A 23,404-nucleotide genomic window follows, 5' to 3' on the forward strand; every position below is an offset into this window, starting at 1 on the left:
GAACGGTTCAAGGGGTCTGCCTCAAGGGATCAAGGTTCAAGGAGGTGGTTCAAGGGGTCTGGGAAGTTGATGCGTCGGTGGCCAATGCATGCCGAAGATAGGGGTTCAAGTTCTCTGCTTTTTAATCGCTGGTACTTAGCTAATTGTGGGTTGTAGGATGCCGAAATTTCTAGTGACTGGTGGTGTGCAGAGAGACGATGCTCTTAAGTTAGGAGAGGGGCGGCGGTATCACTGCGGGCGCTTATTGCGTATTGAATACGAGTCTCGTCGAACGGAGTCACTTTATGAACTAAGCGAAGGAGGCGACCATTATCCAGACGATACCCCAAATATGTTGTTTACCTCGGCTACGTTGGCAGATGGTCGACTCTACGTCTGTTCAGAAACAGAGCTGTTTATTTTTAGCTACCCTGAGCTGAGGCTGGAGCAGAGCGTATCCTATCCTTTCTTTCAGAACGTACATCATGTGGCACCTATAGGTAGCCATGTCGTGGTCGCGTCTACTGGGCTGGATCTTGTTGTTGCCCACGATAGTAAAACATTAGAGCCCATGCAGTTCTGGAATGTTCTAGGAAAAGACCCTTGGCACCGGTTCTCTCCGCAAACTGACTGTAGAAAAATTCATTCAACAAAGCCACACGAAGCACATCCTAACTTCGTATTTGCGATCGCTAGAGAAATCTGGGTTACGCGGTTTCAACAGAAGGATGCTGTGTGTCTGTCTGATCTCTCCAAACGAATTAATATCGGCGTCGAACGGGTCCACGATGGTCACGTTATTGGTGATCGTGTTTATTTTACGGCTGTTAATGGCAAAATTATTATTGCCGATACTGACACGCTATCGGTCGTCGAAGTCATAGATCTAAATGAAATGGAGCAAGTCGACTGTCCCCTTGGCTGGTGCCGGGGCCTCGCGATCATCGGCGATGTCGCTTATGTCGGTTTTTCCAGGATCCGCGAAACTCCGGTAAAGGAGAACCTTTTGTGGATGATGCGCTGGTCTGGTCGGCCACGCATCATGCCTACGCGAATTGCCGCGTATGATTTGCGCCGTCGGGAGAAGCTTGATGAGTTCGTCCTGGGTGGGCGTGGGCTAGACACCATTTATAGCGTGATCGCTGTAGAGGAATGATGCACTTGGTATCAGCACCAGGAGCCAAGGTTGATAAGCCACTGCTCATTCTTGGCTCAGGCCGCAGCGGTACGACGTGGATACAAGATGTGATCTCCGATGCCGCTCAATTACGCCCGATCTACGAGCCGCTACATCCGTGGGCTGTCCCTGCCGCACAAACGCTGGCCAACCGTTGTCTTGGGGCGGACGATTCCGCTCCCGATATGCGGCGGTTCATGGACGAGGTGTTTTCAGGCCGATTGCGCAGCGTCTGGACCGATTACCGCGTGCGCGGGGATCGCCTGCGCCTGGGGGCGCGCGACCTGCTCGATTTCGGAAGACTGCGCGTGTTTTATCGAACCGGCCGCCAGTTGGTCGGAAACTATCGGCGATACGGGCCCGGTCTGCGGAGGGCGGGCATCGTGGTCAAGTGCATCCGCGCCAACCTGATGCTGCCCTGGATGGTGAGGCACTACAGCCCGCGTATTCTGTTCGTGGTCCGTCACCCCTGCGCGGTGATCGCGTCCAAGCTGAGGGCCGGGACGGAGTCCTGGGTCCTCGATGGACCGTTCCAGCAGGATGTCCTGCGTCGCTATCGGGAGCAAGCGGTCATAATGGAGCGCGTCCGGCGGGCCGGCCTGGATCTCATGGATCCCGGTCTGGGCGGGGCCGCGCTCCACGCTGTGCTGTGGTGCATCGAGAATGTGGAGCCCCTGTATGAGGCGCGGCGGCTGGGGTGCACGGTCGCCTACTACGAGACGCTGGCGGGTGCCGGCGTGGGAGCCTGGGCGCCCGTATTCGAAGGACTGGGGCTCGACGTACGCCCGGATCCGGCTTTGCTGTACCGGCCCTCGGAACAGGCCGGTACTGAGCGTGTGCAGGCCGGTTTCGGTGAGGCCCATCAGCCGAAGTGGCGCACCTGGCTGAGTACGGATCAGGTTGCCGACATAGGGCGTGTGCTGGAACGGTTCGGATTTGTTGACTACAGCGTCGATGCCGCAGTGCCCATCGGGCGCGACGGCTGCGTATAAGAGGCGGTACCGTATGGATACCTGGGCGTGGACACAAATTATCGTGGCGCTGATAGTAGGGTTGGGCGTATTCGTCTCGCTCTACTTTTTGCCGCCGCGCTGGACGGTGACGGCGCTCGTCGTACTGATTCCGTTTCAGATCATTAATTCCCAGTATGGCAGCATGAATACCGTGCTGACCTATATGCTGGCGGGCGCGCTGCTGCTGCAGCATCGACTCATCAAGGCACCCTTGATAGGGAGCTTCATCCTGATTGGCTTCGTCTATATGCTGGCCATGACCCAGGCACCCCAAGCGCTGCGCTTTGGCAACGTGCTGTATCTTATCAGCGTCGGTGCCGGATTTCTGATGTTCTATGTGGTGTACAACACTATCCGTACCGCGCGTGATGTCCATTACTTCATAACACTGCTGGTGATCATCAACGTCCTGGTGACGCTGTATTGCTATCTACAGCTCGCGGCGGGCGGGCGGCAGCTCGCCTTGTTCGGTATCGAAGAGTTTGCGCTTACCCAGAACCGCATCACTGAAATCGATCGGCGCCTCGCCGGCCCATTCTCGGCGGTCGGCATCACGGCGGAATTTCTGGTTTTTCAGGTACTACTCATGGGATACCTGGCGATGCACGTGGTCAGGCGCGGCCGGCGCTTCTTGCTGTATGCGCTGATTACCGCCAACCTGGCATTCCTGGTCGCCACCGGCAACCGGGGCGGGGTGATCAGCCTTGTCGTGGGAGCGGTCCTGATGCTGTATGCGTTCCGCCGAGAACTGGGGATGCGGCGCATCATGCTCGCGGGGCTTGGTGGGGTCGGACTGTTTTTCATTGTCGCACTCGTCATCATCCAAACCACCGAATTCGACCTGCTGTACGAGCGCGTCGCATCCACAGAATTCCGCAGCGGCATGCCGGAGACGCGAGCCGGTCCCTGGATAGACGCCGCCGAACGCATCGCGAAGAAGCCCATTCTCGGCCATGGTCCCCGGGTACAGTTCGATCCGGAGACCATCATGCTGGCGCGCCTGGATTGGATTGCCGGCCACCCACACAACCTGTATCTGTTCCTCTTGTACACGGTCGGCATCGTCGGGCTGATTGCCTACCTGTTGCTGTTCGCCGGCATCTTTCGCCATCTGTGGCGTGCACGCCACCATAACTTCAATGACAGACTGATCCAGGGGCTTCCACGGGTCGGAATCGTGCTGATGGTGGTGTTCCTGATTGATCAAATCAAGGTCGAATTCCTGCGTTTCACACTCGCGGATTACCAACAATACTTGTTCGCCCTGTGGGGCTTCCTGCTGGCTGCGGCCGGTATTTTACGGGAGGAGTCGCGTAATGGGTCGGCGGTGACGGACAGCCCGGGACGTGTCGCGAATGCGGAGGCAGGATCTGCGTCGCCCTCGATTCTGCGGCCGGCATCCAGGAGGGTCGTCAAGTGAAGGTGGTAGTGGTGGTCGAAGCCGTTCCACCCTACTGTGGGGGCGGGGAGCAGGTGGCCTGGATCCAGGCCGTCGAGATGGCGAAAACTCACGACGTCACGGTGCTCACCTTTGGTGATCGGGAAGACAGGTTCACTCGGGAGGGCGTGGCAGTGTGCATGTTGCCTGCTACCCGGCAGCGGCTCTTACATTACAGCACCGCAGGTCGTTCCAGCCTGAATCGTATTATCTCGGCGTTTAATCCCGATGTGGTGCATCATCATATGCCCAATGTGCTCAGCGCCTGCATCAGGAAGGGTGATTGGCTTACGGTCAGCACCATTCATGACGGTACGCCGGAGAACGAGCTTCTCAAGCTTGGTGTCGCGACGCGTGCGCAGTTCGTCAAGTTCAAGACGCTCAGGTGGCTGAACGTGCGGAAGGCCGATGTCGTGACCTGCGTCAGCAGGTTCAGCCGGGATCTCATGCGTGGCCTGTACCCCGGGTATCGGGATAAATTTGTATTCATTCCGAACCCGATTTACGAGCGATTTTTCACACCCGTGTCCTCGCCGGACGGCGAATATGTGGTCAACGTCGGTCGTCAGATCGACTTGAAGATGGGCGTTCTCCTGGATGTGGCCCGCATGATGCCGGCTGTGGATTTCTGGTTCGTCGGGACCGGGCCCATGGTCGATACCGTGGATCTTCCTAACGTCCGTTTTTGCGGCTTCAGCGAACATGTCGAAATGTATATCGACCGAGCCGCGGTGTGCGTGTTTCCGTCCAAGTCGGAGAATTTTCCCCTGGTGGGGCTCGAAGCCATGGCGCGCGGCAAGGTAGTGATCGCGACGCGGCGTGGTTTCGGTGAGTATCTGATTCATGGCGAAAACGGCTATCTGCTGGACGCGACGGATGGCGAGTCCGTGATGCGGGCGTTGCGCGAAGTGCTCGGCGACGCGGATCTGCGCCATCGGCTCGCTGCAGCCGGGCGGCTCACTGCGGAGCGGTACAGGCCCGGCGCGATCGTATCGGTATATTTGCGCCTCTACGAGGAGGCACTGCGAGGCGGTGTTCGGCATGCTCTTCAGGTATGTGGGGAGTAGGATTATGCGGCTGGCCTATGTGACCGTGACCTTCCCGTGCCTAAGGGAAACGTTCGTGCTGAGGGAGGTTCGCCACCTGCGAGACCGGTTGGGCCCCGATGATTTCCGTCTGTATGCCTATCAGCGGCCTGTCGGGACCGACCTGAACGACGACAACAGGCCATGGGTTGCCAAGACTTCCTACCTCAAGCACTCAGTGTGGGCGAATCTCGGGGCCATGTGCACCTGGATGGTGACCGATCCCGGCCGTTCCTGGCGGGCGCTACGACTCTGGATGTCAGAGGTTCCGTCGCTGGATCTGCGCACTAATCTGCAGGTCGTGCTGCATGTTCTGACCGCGTTCGGCCTCGCGCGGAGGATTCGGCGTGATGGAGTGGACCGGATGCATGCGCACTTCGCCACTGCGTCCACCGTGGCCCTTTTCGCTCATATGCTGACCGGGGTGTCGTTCAGCTTCACGGCGCATGCGTCGGGAGATGTGTATGTGTATTCCCCGTTCCTGTTTCAGAAGCTGCGCCGTGCATGGCGAGTGATCGCCATATCGGATTATAACCGTCGCTATCTCGAACTGATCAGCGACTATACGCTCCCCCGTGGAAAGGTGGTGACGGTATTCAATGGAGTTGAGTTACCCGAGATCGACTTGGCACCAAAGACCAATGACGTGCCGCTGTTGTTCACGTCCGCGGCGTTCACCGGTTTCAAGGGCTATGGCACACTGTTGGAGGTGCTCGATCTCCTGCACAGAGACGGAGTCGACTTTCGCTTCGTCGCTGTCGGGGGTGGGCCGCTGTTCGATGTGATGCAGGCCCGGGTGCGCGAATTTGGACTCTCTGAATGCGTCAGCCTGCTCGGCCCGCAGCCGTTTTCGGAAGTGCAGAAGTGGTTGGCGCGTGCGGACATTTTCGTCTTTCCGGCTGAGATCGGCCTCAATGGCCAGAGGGATGGAATGCCGACGGCGATCACGGAGGCGTTGGCTTATGGCCTTCCGGTCATCGCCACCCATATCACAGGTATACCCCAGCAGGTGATGGACGGTGTCAACGGTTTTCTCGTCGAGGAGCGTGATCCGGAGGCGTTCGCGGTGCGCTTGAGGCAATTGCTGGATTCGCCGGAGATGCGGCTCCGCATGGGACGTGAGGGGCGGCGCCTTGCCGAGGATCGTTTCGATCTGCGTCGTACGCTGGGCAATGTCGAAGCGGCTTTGCTCAGGCCGTCCGAGTCATCCCATTCCGAGAGCCAAGGCCATGGCTAAGGTCGTGGTGATTCAACGCATCCTGCCACATTACCGCGTGCCATTTTTCCGCGCACTCGTCCAGACGTTGGCCGAGGACGGGCATGACGTGGTGGTAGTCTACGGGCAGGAGCGGCTGGGCACCGTGCCGCGCAGCGTCGTAGTCGGTGAGCCATGGGCGGTGAGAATCAAAAACAGCTATATCCGGGTCGGGCGGACAGATCTTGTGTGGCAACCCTGCCTCGCTCACGTGCGTGGGGCGGAACTCGTCGTTGTCGAGCAGGCGAACCGTCTGTTGGTGAATTATGCGCTGCTTGCGCGCCGGAAGATGGCCGGGCCGGCCTTCACGTATTGGGGGCATGGACGAAATTTCCAGACTGATCGCAAGTCAGGTCTGCGCGAGCGATGGAAGCGCCGGCTGTTGTGTGGCGCCGATTGGTGGTTCGCCTATACGGAGATCAGCAAGCGCGTGATGGCCGGCGCAGGTGTTCCGGTGGACCGTATCACGGTGGTGAACAATACCGTCGATGCCGACGAGCTGGCGGAAGCATTGCGTCGTCTGGGGCCATCCGACGTTGAAGCGGCGCGTGCCGCTCTGGGTATCCGGTCCCGGAGCGTGGCCTTGTACTGTGGCGGCATGTATCCGGACAAGCGGCTGCCGTTCCTTGTGGCGGCCTGCGAGGAAATTCGCAGACGCATACCCGATTTCGAGATGGTGATTATCGGTGATGGTCCTGATCAGCATCTTATCGAGGACGCGGCGCGCCGACACTCGTGGGTGCACTATCTCGGTGGTGTGTATGGTGGCGACAAAGCGAAATATTTTGCGATGGCCCGGGCGTTTCTCATGCCCGGCCTCGTCGGGCTGGCTATAGTCGATTCTTTCGTTGCCGCAGTGCCCATGTTCACGACCGATGTGCCCATACACAGTCCCGAGATCGCATATCTGCGGAACGGTGAAAACGGTGTCATGACGCGGCACGACGTATCGGCGTATGCAGAGGCGGTTGCCGCCTATTTGCAGTCATCGTCCATGCAGCAGCGGCTCATGGATGGCTGCAGGGATAGTGCGCAGGACTTTGGGGTGAGCCGCATGGTGGAGCGCTTCGCCGACGGCGTCAGACGGTGTCTTGAGGCGTACGGTCACGGTGGTCGCATTGCGGACGAATCGGAACGCTCGGGAGGATAACGGCATGAAGAGCGACGACATCGACCCTTATCTTGCCGGGGAGCGTCTGTATGGCGACGACCTGGCCGGCGATGCACTCCAGCAGTGGTTCAGGGATGAAGAGCACAGCTACTTCGAGATGTCGCAGGCAGGGTCGGCGGGTCATGGATACGGCTATCATGCACTCAACGATATCCATGGTTTCCGTTGGTTGCCTGAACGTCGGTTCAGACATCTGCTCGGTGTGGGCGGTGCGGCCGGGGAGGAATTCCATCCGGTACTTGGTCGTGTGGATCGGGTCACCGTGCTCGAACCCGCCGACGGCTTCGTCCGGGACTCTATCGGGGGTGTGCCGGCCCGTTATGTGAAGCCGGTTGTCAGCGGGGATCTGCCGTTTCCGGATCGAAGTTTCGATCTTGTCACCTGTTTTGGAGCTTTGCATCACATTCCGAATGTATCGAAAGTCATTGGCGAGCTTGCGCGCTGCACGGAGCCTGGCGGCTACATGCTGGTTCGAGAGCCCATCATATCCATGGGGGATTGGCGGCATGCGCGTCCGGGGCTCACCCGCCATGAGCGTGGCATACCCGTGAAGTTGTTCCGCGACATCGTGCGAAAGAGCGGGTTCCATATCGTCAGGGAAGCCAAATGTATGTTTCCGGTCATGCCGCGACTCGGACGTATGCTGGGCACGCCGATCTACAGTTCACGTTTGCTGACTCGCCTCGATCAGGCGCTTTCGTCGCTGACTCAATGGAATGAGCTATATCACCGGCGCCGCCTATGGCAGAAGTTCGCGCCCGTTTCAGTATTTCTGGTGCTCGAGCGGGAAAAAGACTAGGACGAACGGCGGTCGATATTCATGCGTATTCTTCAAATTCACAACTATTATCGAATCCCCGGAGGGGAATGTCGTGTTGTGGATGACGAGCGGCTGCTGCTGAAGCAATACGGCGAAGATGTTCATCTATATGCAAAGCGCAGCGATGAAATAGACGGCTATGGGTGGTGGCGCCGCATTCGCACGCTGCAGCAGGTGCCGCTCAATCGCGCCATTGTAAGGGAATTGACGGATCTGGCGCGCCGGCTACGGCCGGATGTGGCGCATGTGCACAACGTATTTCCGATGATTTCCGTGGGTGTCTACGACGCGCTCCATGCACTGGGGATACCCGTGGTCCAGACCGTGCACAATTACCGCTTCCTATGTCCGAACGGTACCTTCTTCGTTGGCGGGAAGGTGTGTGAAGACTGCAGTACCACGGACTTCGGTCCGTGCGTACGCAAGAAATGCATGCGCGGCAGCCGCATCGTGAGCCATTACTACGCACGTGCCATTTCCCGTGGATGGAACGCCGATATCTTTTCATCCGCAGTCACGCGCTTCCTGGCTCTCAATGAGTTCACGGCAGGCCGGCTGGAACAGGCCGGCATCGCTCGCTCCAGCATCCGCATATGTCCCAATTTCGTCACCACGCCGCCGGTGAGAGAGACAGACCGCAAGGAGCCCTTCGCATTGTATCTGGGGCGGCTCAGTGAAGAGAAAGGTCTGTGGACCCTGCTGAAGGCGGCGGAGACGCTTCCCGCTGGGGCGCGCCTCGTGATCGCGGGTACGGGGCCTCAGGAGACTGTGCTGCGTCGTCATGTCGATTCGCGGCTGCGCGGTATAGTTTCATTCGCGGGTTATGTTTCGGGGGAGGAGAAATTCGAACTGATCAGGCGCGCGGCGTGCGTCGTTGTGCCTTCGGAATGGTATGAGAACTGTCCGATATCGGTGCTGGAGGCATTGGCTTGCGGAACGGCTGTAGTTGCCAGCGCAATCGGCGGATTGCCAGAACTGGTTCGGAATGGCGAAACGGGGTGCCTGTTCGATCCGGGGTCGGTGGAGCCGCTCGCCGGCGCGTTGCGTGGCTATATCGAAAATCTACAGCTGGCTGTCGATCATGGTGTTGCGGCCAGGCGGCTCGCAAGCGAGCAGTTCAGTGGTGAAATCCATTATAGAGGTTTGAGGGCCGCCTACGAGGATGCGCGGGCATGTATGGGTTGAATGGCTGGTTTTTTCTGCTGTTCCGCTTGGGCATCGCCTTGGCCATGTATCCCGTCTCGTCAGCTGGTGCCGGTCAAAATATCTTGGCAAATCCGGGCTTCGAGGATACCGGCTTGTTGGTTCCTTTTGGCGCGTGGCAGGACAACAGTGGCTGGGCCGAGGTTGACGTACGCTACGATCGCCAGGTAGGGCGCAATGGTACGGGATCGGCAGCGCATATCGTCGCGTCGCATTATCGGCGCGGTGCCGCGCAATTCGTGCAGGGGGGCATCGCCGTACGCAAGGGCCAGACCTATGTGGTCTCGATATGGATGCGTGGCAATCTCTCACAGCCGGTCGGCATAGTGTTGCGCGAGCATGGCAGGCCCTATCGTACGCTGGCTGGCCAGTCGTTTCGGGTTTCCGATGAATGGCGCGAATATCGTTTCAAAGCCGTCGCCAAGGAAAATTCGAGCGATGCGTATTTTATGGTTAGATTCGAGGGTGATGGAGAGCTGTGGCTGGATGATGCCGAACTGGCGGAGGATCACGGCACGGCCCAGGCTTTGTCGGTCGTTGAGGGTAATTTGATTGCAAACGGCGGTTTCGAGGTGGGGCTCGGGCGCTGGGGCGTGTTGTACCGGGAAGCGGGGTCCCCCGTGACAGCATCTGCGATCGAATATCAGAATCCTCAACCGGTTCTGGATACGGCCGGAGCGTTCGAGGGCAGGCAGGCCATGCGGGTGGAGGTCCCCCGAGGGGGTGGCGTCACTGTGTCTTCGGCATATGTCCAGGCTGTTCCCGGCCACGACTATGTGCTTCGCGTTCGATTGCGCGCGGATCATCGGCACAAGGTTCGGATCGGACTAGGACATGGCATATTTGGAGATCGCCGCGCTCGTCCGACCTCGGTTGTCGTGGGCACGCAGTGGAAGACCTACGACTTGCCGGTGCGGTTGCCGCAGGCGGTTGGGGATGCATACTTTGCATACGTCCAGTCCGCGGAGGTCGGGGTCTTGTGGATCGACGCTGTCGAACTCGTGCAGGGCCGGTCGGGTGCTTATCGGCCTGCTGCACCCGTAGAAGTAGGGCTGCTGCGGGAGGGGTTGCCGACAGTCATGGAGGTCGGAGATACATCATCACTGGGGCTGGTGGTAGCGGCTCACGTTGCCGGAACGGCAACGCTCAAACTCACGCTGTACGACTATGAGGGCAGGCGGCAGGAGTTGCTTACCAAGACGCTGAATCTCAGTGCGGGTGATCGCTGGAGGTCGGAGGTCAGAATTCCCACGGGGCAGCCGGGATATTTTCGTGCGCTCGCTGAGGTCGACTTGGACGGTGTGCGGGTGGATGCCGATGAATTCGCGGTGGCGGTTGTGCCAGAGGCTTCCGCGCCGCGGACGGATTCCCCGTTCGGCAATCACGCGCGATTCAACGATGAGTCGTTGGGGCTCGCGCGACAACTGGGAGTGAGCTGGCTGAGACTACATCCACCGCGTACCACCAAATGGTATTCCGTTGAACCCGAGGCCGGGCGGTTTCAGTTTTTCGATGCGGCGATAATGGATGCAAAGCGCCGTGGCTTTCAGATACTGGGTTCTTTGGATGGTGTGCCGCGATGGATTTCGACTGCGCCGCAGGATCAGACGGTGCATAACAATTCGGGCTACACCGCGTACTTGCCTGCTGACTACGAAAAATGGCGTGAATATGTGTATCGCACGGTCGAACACTATCGCGGGGTAATCGATTACTGGGAGGTGTGGAATGAGCCCTCATCCCATACATTCCTGAAGCTTCCGGATGGGCGCGGCATGGGCGCGCGCGCGGATGCCTATATGAAACTTCTTCGGATTGCATATGAGGCCGCCAAAGAGGCCAACCCGGATGCCAAGATCGTTGCGGGATGCTCGACCACCATCCCCCCGGCCGATTGGTTTGAGCTGCTGTTTGAAAGAGGCGCCTACGACCTGATGGATATTGCATCTGTGCATCTTTACCAAGGAGATGCGCCGGACGGTCCGGCCGGGATATCCACCGCCGAATCCGTGCGACAGCTCAGGACGCTCATGGAGCGCCAGAATTCGTCGCGGCCGCCCAAACCGATCTGGCAAACGGAAGTCGGCATTCGGCATCCGGGAACGATGTATGAGACCCGCGTCAATGCGTATGTGGAGGCGCCGCTGACCGGTCCGGAAGGCGCTGAATACATCGTCAAGCGCCATGTAGATGTGCTGGCTGCGGGGATCGAAAAATGGTTCTACTACGATATGTTCTGGAGCGAACGGCCGGATCGCCAGGACTATATCGGTTTGTTCGAGTGGGATGGTGCTGCGCGTCCGGCCGCTGCGGCTTATGCTGTTCTTGCGCATATGCTGTATGGGTTAAAGTTCGAACCCGGGGTGGAAGATGGTGGCGATCAGACCGTCATTGCGAAGTTTTCTGGTGGCGAGCATATGGTCTACGTGGCTTGGTCTACCAGGGAAGGTCAGCAAGCCGCAATCCCCTTGGCTGATAATGAGCGCATTGCGGCGGTCTACGACATCATGGGGCGAGCCGTGGGCCAGCCCTCTGCGACGAACGTGTCACATATCGACGTCGGGGTTAGCCCACGATATGTGGTTGTAGAAAGAATGAACAGTAATTAAGTGCCTGACTGGCGTTGGTGCTTTGGGGGGGGTATGCAGCATTGGGAAAAGCAAAAGGCGCAACATGATGCCCGCTACGCTGCTGGGCCGCGCGGGCATACCGTGTCTAGCGACCCATTGGTGAATTATGTGACGCGCTGGCGGTTGCGCGAGGCTTTCCGCAGGCTGCGTTTGGCTGCTGGTAATCGTATTGATACTGATTCGAGAATTCTGGTGATGTGTGCTGGCGAAGGACTGGAAGGTTCGGTGCTGTACGACCTTGGGTATCGAAACGTTACGGTGTCTGATATCTCTGACGTTGGGGTTGGTCAGGCGATAAGCAGGGATTCTCGTCTAAAAGGTGTGGTACTCAACGCAGAGGCTGTGGCCCTTGATGACAACGCGTATGACGTAGTGGTAGTCCAGGATGGACTTCATCATCTGCGCAGTCCAGTTGCCGGTTTCACCGAGATGTTACGGGTAGGTGCTGTCGCAGCGATTTTTCTGGAACCACATCAGTCATTGGCAGGTAGTCTTCTCGGCACGAAATGGGAACGGAACGGGGAGGCGATCAATTATGTGTTCCGCTGGAACCGACGACTCGTTGGAGATGTTTCAAGCAGCTACTTGGTAGAAAAGCCGTTTGATAATCTGAGTTTTTCATTCTGGCATCATAATATCGTATTGGGCCGGCTGGGGAGGCTGGTCGGTGGCGGCAGACAGGGTGTTCTGCTGGTGCGCACGTTAAAAGTTCTGCTTGATGGTCTCATGGGGCGGTGGGGGAATCAGTTTTGCGGGCTTGTTGTGAAGCAATAGGAAGAACTAGACAAAAATCGATATCAGACATGAGGGTGCGCGAGAAACAATGAAATGCACCGGTGTCGCAAAGCTCGGGATCAGAACACTTAGTGGCTGAGAAGCAGTGTTGTGTGCGGTGTATGATCTTGTCCGCGGTTTCTGTACGATTCCGTAGCAAGTTCGGTTTTCGCGCTAATGGTCTGGCACTTAGTAGGGGTGCAGACTATTGTTGAGGCCGAAGATGCGGATTTTCTTGGAAAGCGTGGAACTGCTAGTGCTTATTAGTCGTAAATAAATCCTGCCCCGAAAGTACCAAAAACTTCGTGTTCGTGACGAGATACCGCTTCCACAGCCGCCGCGGTTCGCTCAGCAGGCGGTGCAGCCATTCCAGTCCCAGTCGCTGTACCCACTCCGGGGCCCGTTCGATGGTCCCCGCATGGAAGTCGAAGGCGGCGCCGACGCCGAGCGTGACGGCGTGGATATCGGTCTTGCGGCGCGCCATCCAGATCTCCTGCCGCGGGCAGCCCAGCCCGACGAAGACGGCGCCCGCGTCCGAGCGGTTGATCGTCTCGATGTAGCTCCGTTCGAGGTCTTCGGGCCAGTCGCCGAACTTCGGACTCAGTGCGCCGCGGATGTCGAGGTTGGGGAAGTCGCGGCGTAGCCGCGCCTCGAGCCGGCCCAGGGTGTGCTCGCTGGCGCCGAACAGGAACACGCCCGTGCCGGTCCCCTCCAGGGCGGCGCAGAGCCGTAGCATCAGGTCGGGGCCGGCGATGCGGGTCTGGCCGGGAAAGCCCTTGCGCCGCAGGGTCCAGGCGATGGGGGCGCCGTCGGGGAGCACCATGTCCGACGCCGCCAGGGCACCGGCCAGCCGGTGGTCGTCGCGGGCCGTCACCGCGGAATGGACGTTGCAGAGGCACACAGCGCGGGACTCGCGCCCGCCGGCCCAGGCACGGATGCGCCCCACTGCCGAGTCCCAGTCCAGGGCGTCGATGAAGCTGCCCAGGACGGGGGCGCCGCGGCGGGTCCCGGCCTCGGCCTGCGGCTGCGCGTCGGTCGTGGCATCGGTGGGGGGTGTCGGGGGTGTCGGCACTGTCTGGTCCGCCAGATCTCGGAGATGTTATGCGCCGGCGTGCCGCCGGTCGGTTGTTGTCGTCCCGCCATTACAAACCAGTGGCTTGCATTTGTATAGGCCCGTGATTACCGTCCGGGGGTGGCGATCAGACGCTGCCGGCAGCGGGGGACGAACAATAAGCTGCCGCGCCGGTGCCCCCGACTTGGCTGCACCGGCTCCAGGATGTCCGCCGGCCGCCGAGAGATAGCGGAACGGGCCGCCCGGCCGGTGGGGTTGTGATATTGTTGGGCACCGGCCCGGGCGGTGAGTACCGCCCCCTATAAAAACGATATGTGCCAAGCCGGCATCGGCCCGGCCGAACTGCAGACACAAGACCAAGGATGCTATGACTACCACTCCCGTTACGGCGTGGCGCATGCCCGCCCTGCTCTGGATCGTTTGTGTCCTGGGCCTTGCCCTGGCCGGCTTCGCCGCACTGGATTCGCTGGTCGCAATGGTCGACCGCTGGGACCGGAGCGAGGAATACGGCTACGGGTACATGATCCCCGTCATCACGCTGTTCCTCATCTGGCAGCGCAAGGACAAGCTCGAACGGCTGCCGTTCACGGGCTCCTGGCCGGGCGTGGCGCTGCTGGCCGCCGGCGTGCTCATTACCTTCGTCGGCCAGCTCAGCACGTTGCACTCCATCACCCAGTACGGCTTCGTCATCACGATCATCGGCGCGGTCTACGCTCTCCTCGGCTGGGCGGCGTTCCGTGTCATTCTGGTCCCGCTGCTGCTGCTGTTTCTGATGGTGCCGCTGCCGAATTTCATCTTCAACAACCTGTCGTCCCAGCTGCAGCTCATCTCCTCCGAGATCGGCGTCGCCGTCATCCGCCTGTTCGGCATCAGCGTGTTCCTCGAAGGCAATGTCATCGACCTGGGCGTCTACAAGCTGCAGGTGGTCGAGGCCTGCAGCGGTCTGCGCTACCTGTTCCCGCTGCTGGCGCTGGCGATCATCGCCTCCTATTTCTATCAGGCGGCGGTGTGGAAGCGGGTGTTGCTGATCCTGTCGAGCATGCCCATCACGGTGCTGATGAACAGTTTCCGCATCGGCGTCATCGGCGTGCTGGTGGAGTTCTACGGTATCGAGCAGGCCGAGGGTTTTCTGCACGATTTCGAGGGCTGGATCGTGTTCATGGCCTGTGTGGCGCTGCTGATCGTCGAGATCTGGCTGTTGTCGCTGGTGGGCAAGGACCGGCGGCCGTTCCGGGAGGTCTTCGGCATGGAGTTCCCGGCGCCGACGCCGGCGGATGCCGTGGTGACCGCGCGCCGTGTTCCGGCACAGGGCTGGGTGGGGCTGGTGCTGTTGGGGTTGGCGGTCGCCGGCGCGGTCGCGGTCAGTGGGCGGGTGGAGGAGATCCCTCAACGGGTCGGCTTCGAATCCTTCCCGCTGACCCTGGACGGCTGGCGCGGTCATACCGAGCGGCTCGATTCCATCGTGCTCGATGAGCTGAAGCTCGACGATTACATCCTGGTCGATTACCGCAACGACGCCGCCGATCCCATCAATTTCTATGTCGCCTATTACGGCTCGCAGCGCTCCGGCGCCTCGGCGCACTCGCCGCGTTCCTGCCTGCCCGGCGGCGGCTGGCGCATCGAGTCGCATACGAAGGTCAATATCGAGCCCGGTGGTATCCCGGTGAATCGTTTTGTCATCCGCAAGGGCGAATACCGTCAGTTGGTGTACTACTGGTTCAAGCAGCGCGACCGCATCATCACCAACGAGTTCGCGGTGAAGGGGTATCTGCTCTGGGATGCAGTGACACGCAACCGCACCGACGGGGCGCTGGTACGGCTGACGACCCTGATGCAGCCGGGCGAGGATATCGAGCGCGGCGATGAGCGGCTGCGCGCCTTCGCGGTGCTGGCGGTGCCGGAGCTGGAGGAGTACGTGCCGGATTGATGTTTGAAGATTGTATTGGCCACGGAAGCACACGGAACAACACGGAAGGGCTCTCGATGTAGGAGCGCCATTCCTGGCGCGATGGGGTCGGGCGGATGATCCGACGTGAATCGCGGCAGGAATGCCGCTCCTACGGGTGGGCGGATCGCGTCGGGATCTTTCATCCCGTGTGCTTCCGTGGCCTCATGAAGTTTACATAACTAGAAGATATCGCATTTGACTGAATCCCTACCCACGCTGGTCGTCATCTTCATGGTCGCGCTGGCGGTGAGCATGCTGCTCGTGCCGGCGATGATCCGGCTGGCGCCGCACATCGGCATGATCGATAAGCCCGACCCGCGCAAGGTGCATGCCGTGCCGATCCCGCGGGCGGGCGGTATCGGCATCGTGGTCGGCGCCTTACTGCCCATGGCCATCGTGCTGCCGTTCAGCGATGTCATGCTCAGCTTCTACCTGGGTTCGGTGATCCTGCTGGCCTTCGGTGTCTGGGACGACATCGCCGAACTCGGCCACTATGTGAAATTCATCGGCCAGTTCGCAGCGACGATCCTGGTGGTGTACTACGGTGGCGTGGTGGTCGAGACGTTCCCGTTCATGAACATGGAGCCGTTGCCGCCGGCCATCGGCAAGCCCTTCACGGTCATCGCGCTGGTCGGCATGATCAATGCCATCAACCACTCCGACGGCTTGGACGGCCTGGCCGGGGGCGAATCGCTGATGAGCCTGGTGGGCATGCTCTATCTCGCCTCTCAGGCCCACGGCTTCGAGACCATGGTCATGGTGGTGGCGGTGATGGGCGGCGTGTTCGGCTTCCTGCGCTTCAACTCCCATCCGGCGCGGGTGTTCATGGGTGACGGCGGCAGCCAGTTCCTGGGCTTCGCGCTGGGCGTGCTGGCCGTACTGCTCAGCCAGCGCGACAACCCGGCGCTGAGCCCGATGCTGCCGTTGCTGCTGCTGGGCCTGCCGGTCGCCGACATCCTGGTGGTGTTCTGGAAGCGGGCGCGGGCCGGCGGCAGCTGGTTCCGGGCGACCAAAAATCACGTCCATCACCGGCTGCTGGAGTTGGGCTTCCATCACTACGAATCGGTCGCGATCATCTATACCCTGCAGGCCGCGCTGGTGTTCGCGGCGGTCGGCCTGCCCTATGCCGCGGACGGTGTCTTGCTGGCGATCTATCTCGGCACCTGCTTTGCCCTGTTCCTGCTGTTGCGCCGTGCCGAGGCGCTGGGGTGGCGGGCGCACGCGGCCGGTGATCCCGGGCCCATCGCGCGCACCCTGAACCGCGGCCGCGCCCATCCGCGGGTGAAACACATCCCCGACCGCGTCGTCGCCGTGGCCGTGTCGCTGTTCATGCTGGCCGGCGCCTTCGGTGTCAGCCAGGTGCCGACGGATCTGGCGCTGATTGCCGCGGCCCTGACCGTGGCGCTGCTGGTGCGGCTGGTGCTGGGCTACCGCGTCTGGTTCCTGCTGCTGCGCCTGCTGGTGTTCGTGAGCATCGCGCTGGTGGTGTACCTGTGCAGCCGCTATCCGGCCGAGGGCATGGCGGGGCTGGCCTCGCTGGAGTATGCCTTCTTCGGTATCCTCGCCCTGGCCATCGTCATCAGCGTGCGCCTGGTGGAGACCGACCGCTTCCGGGTGACGCCGCTGGATTACCTGGTGGTACTCATCGCCCTGGCGCTGGCCGTGGTGCCCGAGGCCTCGCGGCAGACCTCGGGCGCCGTGGAGATGGCCCTGCACGCCATCCTGCTGTTCTACGGCGCCGAACTGGCCCTGCGGCACATGCAGTCGCGCTGGAACCTCTTCACCGGATCGATGCTGGTGTCGATCGGCGCAGTCGCGGTACGGGGGTTGGTGTAGGGGGCGGGGTTATTGGCCACGGAAACACACGGAACAACACGGAAAAATGCTTATGGCAAACCCCCTTGTAGGGTGCGCCGGCGTCAGCGACGCACCGTGGTGCGGAATTTTGGTGTGTCAGGCTACGCCTCGACGCACCCTACGGCCAAACATTTCCGTGTATTTCCGTGTGCTTCCGTGGCCAACAAGGTCTTATAGCAATCAATCAATCACTGCATGGAGTACGTTTTGATGACTGGAAAAGTTGCCCTGATCACGGGGGTTACCGGGCAGGATGGAGCCTATCTTGCCGAGCTGCTGTTGGAGAAGGGTTATACGGTGCATGGCATCAAGCGCCGTGCGTCGTCGTTCAATACGGATCGTATCGATCATCTGTACAGCGATCCGCATGAGAAGGGGCGGCGCTTCATCCTGCATTACGGCGATCTGACCGATGCGACCAACCTGATCCGCATCATCCAGCAGGTGCAGCCGGACGAGATCTACAACCTGGCGGCGCAGAGTCATGTGGCGGTGTCGTTCGAGACGCCGGAATATACGGCCAACGCCGATGCGCTGGGCACGCTGCGGTTGCTGGAGGCGATCCGCATCCTGAAGCTGGAGAACAAGACGCGCTTCTATCAGGCCTCGACTTCGGAGATGTTCGGCAAGGTGCAGGAGGTCCCGCAGCGTGAGACCACGCCGTTCTATCCACGCAGCCCCTACGGTGCGGCCAAGGTCTATTCCTACTGGATCTGCGTGAACTACCGCGAGGCCTATGGCATCTACGCCTGCAACGGCATCCTGTTCAACCACGAGTCACCGATCCGCGGCGAGACCTTCGTGACGCGCAAGATCACCCGCGCCGTGAGCCGCATCAAGCTCGGCCTGCAGGAGAATCTCTATCTCGGCAATCTGAACTCCCTGCGCGACTGGGGCCATGCGCGCGATTACGTACGCGCCCAGTGGCTGATCCTGCAGCAGGACCAGCCGGAGGACTTCGTCATCGCCACCGGCAAACAGCATTCGGTACGCCAGTTCGTCGAGGCCGCCTTCGCCGAAGTCGGCATACAGCTGCGCTGGGAGGGCGAGGGCGTGAACGAGAAGGGTATCGATACCAAGAGCGGCAAGGTGCTGGTCGAGGTCGACCCACGCTACTTCCGCCCGACCGAAGTCGAGGCCCTCCTGGGCGACCCGACCAAGGCCCGCGAACAACTCGGCTGGGAAGCCGAGATCACCCTGGACCAGATGGTCGCCGAAATGGTCCGTGAAGACCTGATGCTCGCCGAGAAGGACGAGATGTGCAGGCGCGAGGGCTTCCGGACCTTCGACTATAACGAATAAGGGCTGATGGCCACGGAAACACACGGAAATACACGGAAAATAATTATCGCAAAACCCCTACCCTCCCAGAAGGGGCGGTTTGCGAGGCATATATTTACGGCGTGGGCCGAGTTGGTTTTTCATAAATATTGTTCCGTGTGTTTCCGTGTGTTTCCGTGGCCAATAATCGTATGGAAAAATGTGATCCATGGAGGGATCTGCCATGTTGAATCAGGAAGAGCTGACGTACCGTATTCGAGGGTGTGTATATGAGGTTTTCCGGGATCTCGGCTGCGGTTTCCTCGAGAAAATCTATGAGCGGGCGCTGTTGCGGGAGTTGCGGATCTGTGGCCTCGATGTACAGGCCCAGGTTCCGATCGAAGTGCAATACAAGGGTGCCGTGGTGGGCGAGTACTTCGCTGACATGCTGGTGGAAGATACGGTTATCATCGAACTGAAGGCGCAGCGCGAAGCCTCCAAGGAAGCTGAGGCGCAGTTGTTGAATTATCTGAAGGCGACAGGAATTCGTATCGGGATGTTGGTAAATTTCCATTACCCTAAAGCGACCATAAAAAGGTTTGTTTTATGATTTTACATTTCCGTGTTCTTCCGTGTGTTTCCGTGGCCAACAAAAATTATGATGAATAAGAGTGACAAAATTTATATCGCCGGCCACCGCGGGTTGGTGGGTGCGGCGATTGTGCGGCGGCTGCGGGCGGAGGGGTATACGAATCTGCTCACGGCGACCAGTCGTGAGTTGGATCTGCGTGAGCAGGCGGCGGTGCGGGCGTTTTTTGCGGAGCAGCGGCCGGATTATGTGTTCCTAGCCGCGGCCAAGGTCGGTGGTATCCTGGCCAATGACTCTTATCCGGCGGAGTTCATCTACGAGAACCTGATGATCGAGGCCAATGTGATCGATGCGGCCTACCGCAACGGGGTGCAAAAGCTGTTGTTCCTCGGCAGCACCTGCATCTATCCGCAGCTGGCGCCGCAGCCGCTCAAGGAAGAGTATCTGCTGAGCGGGCCGCTGGAGCCGACCAATGAGTGGTACGCGGTGGCCAAGATCGCCGGCATCAAGCTGTGCCAGGCCTATCAGCGCCAATACGGGGCGCGTTTCATCTCGGCCATGCCGACCAATCTCTATGGTCCGGGCGACAACTTCGATCTCGAGAAGTCACATGTGATGCCGGCGCTGATCCGGAAGTTCCACGAGGCCAAGGTGAGTGGGGCACCGACGGTGACGGTGTGGGGCACGGGCACGCCGCGGCGCGAGTTTCTGCACGTCGACGACTGCGCCCGCGCCTGCGTGTTTTTGATGGAGCACTACGAAGGCGCCGATATCGTCAACATCGGCACCGGCACCGACATCCCCATCGGCGACCTGGCATCGCTGGTAAAGCAGGTGGTCGGCTATTCGGGTGAGATCGTCTTCGACACCAGCAAACCCGACGGCACCCCACGCAAACTGGTCGACGTCGCCCGCATCACCGCCCTCGGCTGGCGCGCACAGATCGGCCTGGAGGACGGCATCACAGACGCCTATCGGTGGTTTCTGGAAAACGTCAACGCCGCGCAGCAGGTGCGGGGCATGGGATGAGTTTTGTTGGCCACGGAAACACACGGAAATACACGGAAAAATGCTTATGGTAAAACCCACCCGGCCCGCGCTGCATATGTATACGTCGCGGGCAGCGCCTGACCGGAAGGCCTGGGTTTTTGAAATGAACATTTTTCCGTGTATTTCCGTGTGTTTCCGTGGCCAAAGAAATTTCTTATAAATAAATATACGCAGTACGTGGAGGATTGACGATGGCGATTGGTACTCGGAAGAAACTGCTGGTGCTGGCTCTGGCCGCGGTGCTGCTGGCCGGCTGTGGCGGGGCGGAGGAGCGCAAGGCCAAGTATCTGGAACGCGGTAAGGCCTACATCGCCGAGGAGAACTGGGACAAGGCGCGGGTCGAGATCAAGAACGTGTTGCAGATCGACCCCAAGGCCGCGGATGCCTATTACCTGCTCGGCCAGATCGAGGAGAAGCGCCAGGACTGGAACAGGGCCTTCGGCAATTACTCCAAGGCGGTGGACCTCGACCCCGATCTGGTGGATGCGCGCAGTCGGCTGGCGCAGTTCTATATGCTGCAGGCCAATGTCTACAAGTCACAGGACCAGCGTGATGGCGAGGCCAGGGCGCTGGGGCAGGCGCAGACCGAGATCGACGCGATCCTCGCGCGCAATCCCCAGCATGCCGGCGCGCGGGCGCTGCAGGCCTCGATGCTGTTGCGCGAGGGCAAGCGCGACGAGGCGGTGGCGCTGGCCGAGGCGGTGGTGAAGGAAGATCCGACCTATGGGCCGGCGGCGGGGCTGCTGGCCTCGTTGTACGAGCAGGCCGGGCGCACGGCCGCTGCGGAGAAGGTGCTGGTCGCCGCCACCGGCACAGCGGAGGATCCCATCCCGCTCCAGATGCACCTGGCCCAGCTGTATGCGCGTGAGGAGAAGAACGACGCCGCCGAGGCGGTGTTGCGTGAGCTGATCGCGGCACGGCCGGCGGAACTGGGCTACCGGGTGCAACTGGCGCGCTTCCTCGCCCAGACCGACCGGATCGATAAGGCCGAGACGGTGCTGCGCGAGGCCATCGCGGCCGACCCGGCGGATGCCAAGCGCTACCTTACGCTGGCCGACCTGTTGGCGGCCAAGAAGGGTACGGATGCGGCCGTCGAATTCCTCCAGCAGTCCATCGCCCAGCAGCCCGAGCTCGCCGACCTGCGCCTGGGACTGGCCCGGCTGTATGAGCAGGAACAGAACCTGGACGAGGCGAAGCAGGTCTACGACGCCATGATCGCGCGCTACGGCGACGAGCCGGCCGGTCTGCAGGCGCGCAATCACCTGGCGAGGCACGCCGCGGCGGCGGGCGACCTGGAACGTGCCCGCACGCTGGTCGGTGAAGTCCTCGCCAAGAACCCGCAGGACGGCGATGCCCTGGTACTGAAGGGGCGTATTGCCTTGCAGGAGCAGGATTACGATACGGCGGTGGGGGCCTTCCGCTCGGTGCTCAAGAGCCAGCCGGACTCGGTGCCGGTGCTGCACCTGTTGGCCGAGGCACAGCTGCGCAAGGGCGATACCGAGCTCGCCGGTGACACCCTGCGCCGTGCCGTCGAGATCGCGCCACAGAACGTGGAGGCCCGCATCAAGTATGCGCGCTTCCTGATCGCAAAGAAGGAACTTGCGCGCGCGCTGGAGCAGATCGACGCGGTGCTGGCGCACGATCAGGCCAATGTCGACGCGTTGGCGGCCAAGTCCGAGCTGCTGGCCGCGAAGGGCGATCTGGCGGCGGTCAAAGAGGAACTCCTCAAGCTCAAGGAGGCGGCGCCCGACAATCCCGAGGCCTCCTTGCGGCTGGCGCGCGTATACATGGCCGAGGGCGATGCCGCTGCGGCCGTCGCCGAGTTGGATGCAGTGCTGGCGCGTGATGCAAAAAACATCCCGGCCCTGGTGCTCAAGACCGACATCCTGGCGTCAACCAATGATGTGGCTGCGCTCGAGTCGACCATCAACGCCCTCAAGGCCGCGGCCCCCGACAATGCCGAAGGCTACTTCCGCATGGGGCGCCTCCTGCGCGCCAAGGGAGACACCGCCGGTGCGCTCAAGGAATACGAGCAGGGCTATGCCCTGGCCAAGGACGCCGGCAAGCTGGCCATGCTCTCGGAGATCGTCAATACGCAGATCGCTGCCGGTCAGACCGATCAGGCGCTGGCACGGCTGCAGGCGATTCTGCTCGAGGACCCCGAGCACAAGGTGGCGAACGACCTCATTGGCGTGGTGCAGATGGCGCGCAAGGAGTACGGCGCTGCCGAGGACGCCTTCACCCGGCAGATCCAGATCAACCCCAACAGCGGCACGGTCTATGGACAGCTGGCTGCAGCACGCGAGCTGCAGGGCAATACCGCCGGCGCGGTCGCGGCCTACGAACAGGGCCTCGGGGTGCTCAAGGACGATGCCGGTCTGCAGCTGGGACTGGCGTCCCTGTATGAGCGCCAGGGGAACTTCGAGGCGGCCATCGAGCGCTACGAGGCCATCCTGGCGACGCAACCCGACAATGCCATTGCGACGAACAATCTCGCCGCCCTGCTGACCGATCACCGTGACGATCCCGAGAGCCTCGCACGCGCCCAGGCGCTGGCCGTGAAGCTCGAGCCGGTGCAGCGCCCCGCCATCCAGGACACCGTCGGCTGGGTATATTACCGCGCCGGTGATTATGCCAAGGCGGTAGAGGTGCTCGAGGGCGTCGTGAACGCGGCACCCAAGGTGGGGATCTTCCAATACCACCTGGGCATGGCCTACGCCAAGGCCGGCGACAAGGCGAAGGCCAGAAACGCCCTGAGCGCAGCGCTGGAACTCGGCGACTTCCCCGGCGCCGACGAGGCGCGTAAGACGTTGGAGGGGTTGTGAGAGGGTGAGGCGTGAGGCGTTAAAGGCAAAACCATTTTGGCCACGGAAGCACACGGAACAACACGGAAGAATGCGTATGGCAAAACCCCTTGTAGGGTGCGTCGGCGTCAGCGACGCACCGTGGTGTGGAATTCCGGTGCGTCAGGCTGCGCCTCGACGCACCCTGCGGGCAAACATTTCCGTGTTGTTCCGTGTGCTTCCGTGGCCATCACGGTTTCACGCCTCACGCCTCACGCCTCACTCCTAACAGAATGATAA

General features: G+C 60.7%; 17 protein-coding genes. 16 read left to right on the forward strand and 1 reads right to left on the reverse strand.

Features of this window, described 5'->3' with window-relative positions; all coding sequences use genetic code 11:
• Positions 1–157: 157 nt before the first annotated feature.
• From K8I04_15930 to K8I04_15975, 10 genes are all read left to right on the forward strand, one after another.
• Positions 158–1,135, forward strand: coding sequence for a hypothetical protein (locus K8I04_15930; GenBank protein ID MBZ0073203.1), 978 nt, complete (start codon positions 158–160; stop codon positions 1,133–1,135).
• 218 nt (positions 1,136–1,353) lie between these two features.
• Positions 1,354–2,148, forward strand: coding sequence for a hypothetical protein (locus K8I04_15935; GenBank protein MBZ0073204.1), 795 nt, complete (start codon positions 1,354–1,356; stop codon positions 2,146–2,148).
• Positions 2,149–2,161: 13 nt separating this feature from the next.
• Positions 2,162–3,589, forward strand: a complete 1,428-nt coding sequence (locus tag K8I04_15940; GenBank protein ID MBZ0073205.1) for an O-antigen ligase family protein — start codon at positions 2,162–2,164, stop codon at positions 3,587–3,589.
• Positions 3,586–4,674 (forward strand): glycosyltransferase family 4 protein, encoded by a 1,089-nt coding sequence (locus K8I04_15945; protein MBZ0073206.1) that lies wholly within the window; start codon positions 3,586–3,588, stop codon positions 4,672–4,674. Before K8I04_15940 ends, K8I04_15945 begins: the two co-directional genes overlap by 4 nt.
• Before the next feature lie 4 nt (positions 4,675–4,678).
• Positions 4,679–5,929, forward strand: a complete 1,251-nt coding sequence (locus K8I04_15950) for a glycosyltransferase family 4 protein (protein MBZ0073207.1) — start codon at positions 4,679–4,681, stop codon at positions 5,927–5,929.
• The gene (locus K8I04_15955) at positions 5,922–7,097 is read left to right on the forward strand and encodes a glycosyltransferase family 4 protein (GenBank protein MBZ0073208.1); all 1,176 of its coding nucleotides are present in this window, start codon (positions 5,922–5,924) and stop codon (positions 7,095–7,097) included. The genes K8I04_15950 and K8I04_15955 overlap by 8 nt, the downstream gene beginning before the upstream one ends.
• A gap of 4 nt (positions 7,098–7,101) precedes the next feature.
• On the forward strand, positions 7,102–7,917 hold the full coding sequence (locus K8I04_15960) for a class I SAM-dependent methyltransferase (GenBank protein ID MBZ0073209.1): 816 nt from the start codon (positions 7,102–7,104) through the stop codon (positions 7,915–7,917).
• Positions 7,918–7,938: 21 nt separating this feature from the next.
• Positions 7,939–9,123 (forward strand): glycosyltransferase family 4 protein, encoded by a 1,185-nt coding sequence (locus K8I04_15965; GenBank protein MBZ0073210.1) that lies wholly within the window; start codon positions 7,939–7,941, stop codon positions 9,121–9,123.
• Positions 9,111–11,750: a carbohydrate binding domain-containing protein gene (locus tag K8I04_15970; protein ID MBZ0073211.1), complete on the forward strand. Its 2,640-nt coding sequence runs from the start codon at positions 9,111–9,113 to the stop codon at positions 11,748–11,750. The genes K8I04_15965 and K8I04_15970 overlap by 13 nt, the downstream gene beginning before the upstream one ends.
• 33 nt (positions 11,751–11,783) lie before the next feature.
• Positions 11,784–12,545 (forward strand): class I SAM-dependent methyltransferase, encoded by a 762-nt coding sequence (locus K8I04_15975; protein ID MBZ0073212.1) that lies wholly within the window; start codon positions 11,784–11,786, stop codon positions 12,543–12,545.
• Positions 12,546–12,798: 253 nt separating this feature from the next.
• On the opposite strand, the gene K8I04_15980 is transcribed toward K8I04_15975, so the two are convergent.
• Positions 12,799–13,617: a WecB/TagA/CpsF family glycosyltransferase gene (locus K8I04_15980; GenBank protein MBZ0073213.1), complete on the reverse strand. Its 819-nt coding sequence runs from the start codon at positions 13,615–13,617 to the stop codon at positions 12,799–12,801.
• A 397-nt stretch (positions 13,618–14,014) separates the two neighbouring features.
• Between K8I04_15980 and xrtD the strand changes: the two genes are divergently transcribed.
• From xrtD to K8I04_16010, 6 genes are all read left to right on the forward strand, one after another.
• Complete coding sequence (gene xrtD, locus K8I04_15985) at positions 14,015–15,544, forward strand: VPLPA-CTERM-specific exosortase XrtD (protein MBZ0073214.1); 1,530 nt, start codon at positions 14,015–14,017, stop codon at positions 15,542–15,544.
• 216 nt (positions 15,545–15,760) lie between these two features.
• Positions 15,761–17,401: an undecaprenyl/decaprenyl-phosphate alpha-N-acetylglucosaminyl 1-phosphate transferase gene (locus K8I04_15990; GenBank protein ID MBZ0073215.1), complete on the forward strand. Its 1,641-nt coding sequence runs from the start codon at positions 15,761–15,763 to the stop codon at positions 17,399–17,401.
• Positions 17,402–17,632: 231 nt separating this feature from the next.
• Positions 17,633–18,724, forward strand: a complete 1,092-nt coding sequence (gmd, locus tag K8I04_15995) for a GDP-mannose 4,6-dehydratase (GenBank protein ID MBZ0073216.1) — start codon at positions 17,633–17,635, stop codon at positions 18,722–18,724.
• Positions 18,725–18,926: 202 nt separating this feature from the next.
• Positions 18,927–19,292: a GxxExxY protein gene (locus K8I04_16000; protein MBZ0073217.1), complete on the forward strand. Its 366-nt coding sequence runs from the start codon at positions 18,927–18,929 to the stop codon at positions 19,290–19,292.
• 51 nt (positions 19,293–19,343) lie between these two features.
• Entirely contained in the window at positions 19,344–20,300 is a 957-nt protein-coding gene (locus tag K8I04_16005) for a GDP-L-fucose synthase (GenBank protein MBZ0073218.1), read from the forward strand.
• 212 nt (positions 20,301–20,512) lie between these two features.
• Positions 20,513–23,146, forward strand: a complete 2,634-nt coding sequence (locus tag K8I04_16010) for a tetratricopeptide repeat protein (GenBank protein ID MBZ0073219.1) — start codon at positions 20,513–20,515, stop codon at positions 23,144–23,146.
• Positions 23,147–23,404 lie beyond the last annotated feature (258 nt).

This window comes from Gammaproteobacteria bacterium, assembly GCA_019911805.1.
GTDB lineage: Bacteria > Pseudomonadota > Gammaproteobacteria > Thiohalobacterales > Thiohalobacteraceae > JAHJQQ01.

Bases quoted from the DNA above. Each gene is read 5' to 3' on its own strand.
- K8I04_15960 (MBZ0073209.1), top strand. From the start codon at position 7,102: ATGAAGAGCGACGACATCGACCCTTATCTTGCCGGGGAGCGTCTGTAT.
- K8I04_15975 (MBZ0073212.1), top strand. From the start codon at position 11,784: ATGCAGCATTGGGAAAAGCAAAAGGCGCAACATGATGCCCGCTACGCT.
- xrtD (MBZ0073214.1), top strand. From the start codon at position 14,015: ATGCCCGCCCTGCTCTGGATCGTTTGTGTCCTGGGCCTTGCCCTGGCC.
- K8I04_16010 (MBZ0073219.1), top strand. From the start codon at position 20,513: ATGGCGATTGGTACTCGGAAGAAACTGCTGGTGCTGGCTCTGGCCGCG.
- K8I04_15950 (MBZ0073207.1), top strand. From the start codon at position 4,679: ATGCGGCTGGCCTATGTGACCGTGACCTTCCCGTGCCTAAGGGAAACG.
- K8I04_15935 (MBZ0073204.1), top strand. From the start codon at position 1,354: ATGGACGAGGTGTTTTCAGGCCGATTGCGCAGCGTCTGGACCGATTAC.
- gmd (MBZ0073216.1), top strand. From the start codon at position 17,633: ATGACTGGAAAAGTTGCCCTGATCACGGGGGTTACCGGGCAGGATGGA.
- K8I04_16000 (MBZ0073217.1), top strand. From the start codon at position 18,927: ATGTTGAATCAGGAAGAGCTGACGTACCGTATTCGAGGGTGTGTATAT.
- K8I04_15965 (MBZ0073210.1), top strand. From the start codon at position 7,939: ATGCGTATTCTTCAAATTCACAACTATTATCGAATCCCCGGAGGGGAA.
- K8I04_16005 (MBZ0073218.1), top strand. From the start codon at position 19,344: ATGAATAAGAGTGACAAAATTTATATCGCCGGCCACCGCGGGTTGGTG.
- K8I04_15930 (MBZ0073203.1), top strand. From the start codon at position 158: ATGCCGAAATTTCTAGTGACTGGTGGTGTGCAGAGAGACGATGCTCTT.
- K8I04_15940 (MBZ0073205.1), top strand. From the start codon at position 2,162: ATGGATACCTGGGCGTGGACACAAATTATCGTGGCGCTGATAGTAGGG.
- K8I04_15955 (MBZ0073208.1), top strand. From the start codon at position 5,922: ATGGCTAAGGTCGTGGTGATTCAACGCATCCTGCCACATTACCGCGTG.
- K8I04_15970 (MBZ0073211.1), top strand. From the start codon at position 9,111: ATGTATGGGTTGAATGGCTGGTTTTTTCTGCTGTTCCGCTTGGGCATC.